Origin of the sequence: Kocuria sp. CNJ-770 (assembly GCF_001942375.1) — a bacterium.
Lineage (GTDB): Bacteria > Actinomycetota > Actinomycetes > Actinomycetales > Micrococcaceae > Kocuria > Kocuria oceani.
Genome location: NZ_MKJW01000030.1, coordinates 1 through 3,760, shown reverse-complemented (window position 1 = coordinate 3,760; position 3,760 = coordinate 1). Strand labels below are relative to the sequence as shown.

Annotated in this window: 3 protein-coding genes; all 3 read left to right on the top strand. The window is 65.4% G+C overall.

Annotated elements, in window-relative coordinates; genetic code table 11:
- The coding region (locus BJF77_RS01445) for an HNH endonuclease family protein (RefSeq protein ID WP_083664915.1) at positions 1-1,537 on the top strand (1,537 nt) is incomplete at its 5' end.
- A gap of 167 nt (positions 1,538-1,704) precedes the next feature.
- On the top strand, positions 1,705-2,130 hold the full coding sequence (locus tag BJF77_RS01440) for a LexA family transcriptional regulator (protein WP_075871080.1): 426 nt from the start codon (positions 1,705-1,707) through the stop codon (positions 2,128-2,130).
- 30 nt (positions 2,131-2,160) lie between these two features.
- Positions 2,161-3,408: a Y-family DNA polymerase gene (locus tag BJF77_RS01435; protein WP_255396081.1), complete on the top strand. Its 1,248-nt coding sequence runs from the start codon at positions 2,161-2,163 to the stop codon at positions 3,406-3,408.
- The last annotated feature ends 352 nt before the right edge of the window (positions 3,409-3,760 follow it).

Below are 3,760 nucleotides of genomic sequence, written 5' to 3'. Positions count from 1 at the left end.
GGGTCGGCAGGTCAAGCGTCTGCTGCAGAATCCCGAGGATGTTGTTGATGAGCCTCATGAGCGCTACAAGCTGTGGCCGCGGCGCAAGGACCGCGAGGTGTGGCCGGTGGCGATGGCTGATGCGGTTCCCCAGTACAGTGCCGAGGACCACCTGTATCTGCAGGCCCGCCGTTTCTTCGCCGAGTCCGTGCGCGAGGTCATCCTGGATGTGGACGGCCGGGACCGCACCGATGACCTCGTGGATGCCTTGCTGGACCTGTTCAAATTGGTGGTCATCGACTTGGACGACAATGACGATGCTCAGGTCATCTTCGAGGTCCTCAACGGCCGCCAAACCCCCCTGTCTGCCTCGGACCTGGTCAAAAACCTGCTGTTCCTACGCGGGGAACTGGCCAACGAACACGAGCTCGAGGCCCTCTACGACGCCTACTGGGCCGATTTCGACGAGGGGTGGTGGAAGAAGCAGATCGGCACCGGTCACGCCGCCCGCGCGCGGCGCGATGTGCTGCTGTCGGTGTGGCTGACCGCGGTCTCGGGGAGCGAGGCCAGCGTGGGCCACCTCTACGGAGAAGTCCGTCAGTACTTGGCCGGGGGTGAGCGCACGACCGAGGACATTCTGATCGAGTTGGCCGCTTACGGGCGGGCCTACAAGGCCATCTACGGCGCCTTGGATCCCGGCTCCACGGAACTGGCCCGGGCCTACGGCAACCTCGAGACCCTCAAACTCCAGACCGCAGTGCCGTTGCTGGCTTGGTTGCGCACCCTCCACTCAGCACGGCTCTCCCCGGCCGATCACGAACGCGCGGTGGGCGCGGTGGAATCCTGGGTGATCCGTCGGATGATCCTTGGGGTCAATACCCGTGGCTACAACGCGGCGTTCATGAGCGTGCTCAAGAGCGCGCAGGCGGCTGCCAAGGATCCGGAAGCCAATATCGCCGATGCCATCATCGAAGCCCTCTCTGCTGGGCCGAACTCCCTGGCCTGGCCCACTGATTCTGAGATCACCCAGGTCTTCGCCCAGGAACGGATCTATGGCCGGTTCACCCAAGAGCGCATCCGCCTGCTGCTAGGGGCCATCGATGCACGAATGCGTGCTGAGAACCCGAAGACCGAGCCAGCGGTCTTCGACTACACCAAACTGCAGATCGAGCACCTCATGCCGCGACGCTGGGTCCAGCACTGGCCCCTGCCAGCTGAAGTACTCGACGACCCGGTTCAGCGGGAACTGGCCACCACCGAACGCACTGCCGTGGTGCACCGCATTGGCAACCTCACCCTGGTGACCTCCGCGTTCAACCAAGGCGTCTCCAACCTCGGCTGGCAGCACAAACGCCCTGAGCTGGCCGCCCACGCAGCCCTGCAACTGAACCTCCCCCTCGCAGATGTCGAGCACTGGGATGAGGCCGCCATTACCACCCGCGGACAGGCACTGGCGGCAATCGCCTGCCGGGTCTGGCCTCACGGCACGAGCCAGCTCAAAGAACGAACCGAGGCTAAGCACGCTCACATCGGCGCGCACGACCTTGGTGGTAATTGATCCTTTCCACTCGTAGCAGCGAGGGCCCTGCGTTCCCGGCGCAGGGCCCTCGCCATATCTGGGACACATCAAGCTTCAGGGCGTCAAGCCTAGCCAGCTGGTAATCCTGTACTAATGAATAGGCGTATGTCGCTTTACTGTCGAATAAGTGTTCTATTATGGCGTGCATGAGACCCCCCGTGCCGCTGACCATTGACGACCCGGTGCTGGTGAACGCGGTCCTGGTCCGGGTGCCGGCCGGGTTCCCGTCGCCGGCCCAGGACAGCTTTGACGACGGGCGGATCGACCTCAACGAGGTGTTGATCCGCGATGTCACCTCCACCTATCTCTTCCGTGTCACCGGGGACTCCATGGAAGGCATCGGGATCTACCACGGGGACGAAGTCTTGGTGGACCGCTCCCTGACCCCACGGCACGGCAGCGTGGTGATCGCGGTGCTGGACGGGGACTTCACCGTCAAGACCCTCCACCTGTATCCGCAGAGGGTGGTGCTGCATCCGGAGAACCCGGCCTACCCGGACGTCGAGGTCCCGTCGCTGTCGGAGCTGGTGGTCTGGGGTGTGGTGGTCTACGGCATCCGCCACGTCCACTGACCCGGGTGGTGGTGTGTGGTGATCGCCCTGGTGGACGTGAACAATTTCTACGCCTCGGCCGAGGCCCTCTTCGAGCCCTCCCTGGCCGGTAAGCCGCTGGTGGTGCTCTCAAACAACGACGGCTGTGTCGTCGCCCGCTCCCCCGAGGCCAAGGCTCTCGGCATCAAGATGGGCGACCCCTGGTTCCAGCTGCGCGCCGACGCCAACCGGTGGGGACTGATCAAGCGCTCCTCCAACTACCAGCTGTATGCGGACCTGTCGGAGCGGGTGATGCTGCTGCTGGCACGCCACGCCCGCGGCCAGGAGGTGTACTCCATCGACGAGTGCTTCCTGCTCCCACCCGACGGCACCCCGACCGAGCAGGTGCGGTGGGCGCGCCGGCTCAAAGCCACCGTGGCCCGCAACGTCGGGCTGCCGGTGAGTATCGGGATCGCGAGTTCGAAGACGCGGGCGAAGATCGCCACCGAGGCCGCGAAGAAGCTGCCCGTCACCGGTGGGGTCGTCCACTGGGACCAGGCCCCCGAGGGGTACTGGGACCGGCTCATGGCGGCTCTGCCGGTGACCGAGGTCTGGGGGATCTCCGGGCGGCTGGCCAAGCGCCTGGAGGCGTTGGGGGTCCAGACCATCGCCCAGCTGCGTGATGCCGACCCGGTGGTCATCCGGGACAAGTTCTCCGTGGTGCAGATGCGCACCGTGCTCGAGCTCAACGGGTTCCCCGCCATCCCGGTGGAGGACGAGGTGGCCACCAAGGCCCAGATCCTGGTCTCCCGGTCGTTCCCGGACCCGATTTGGGATCCGGAGATCGTCGGGGCCGCGGTGGCCGAGTTCGCGCAACGCGCCTCCCGCCGACTCCGGAAGGAGTGCGAGGTCACCGGGCGCTTCACCGTCTTCGCCACCACCTCCCCGCACCGGCCCGGACCCGCCCACCACGTCTCCACTCAGGTGCGTCTGGCCGTGCCCACCAACGAGCCCACTCCCCTGGTGGCCGCGGCCCGGGCGGCCCTGGTACCCAAGCTGATGCATGGCATGTCCTACATGCGCGCCGGCATCCTCTGCACAGACCTCGCCCCCGAGGGGTCGGTGCCCGTCCTGCCCGGAATGCTCGAGCAGCCCGCCCCCATCGGGGAGCTCATCGACGCGGTCAACAACCGCTTCGGCGCCGGCACCCTCGCCCTGGGCAGGCTCGGCGCCCACTCCCCCGCCCCCTGGGCAAACCGCCAAGCAGACCTCTCCCCGCGCTACACCACAGACTGGGCAGAGCTACGCACCGTCAGCTAATCGGTCGCTCACCACCTCCGGCACTGCGTCGAGGCGCGGCATCCACCACATGCTCTTTGGCGTTGGAGACTTCCTGAAATGTCCTGGGCGCTCCTGACATGCAACTTGTACCGTGTCGGTACCACACTGGTACCACACAAATTTGGTGCCAGTGTGGTACCAATCATGAATGCCGGTTCCTTTGCTCTACCAGGACGGATGATCTCCCGTCGCATATCTACAAGGACCGCCACTTCGGGGGCTTCACCTGATTGGGGACGATGGTTTGTGCGTTTGGTCCGGCCCTACGGCGATATCTAGGTGTAAGAGGGCGTGACGTTATTGACTCGGGCCGGGGTGCGTGAGGCCGGGG

Bases quoted from the DNA above. Each gene is read 5' to 3' on its own strand.
- BJF77_RS01440 (WP_075871080.1), top strand. From the start codon at position 1,705: ATGAGACCCCCCGTGCCGCTGACCATTGACGACCCGGTGCTGGTGAAC.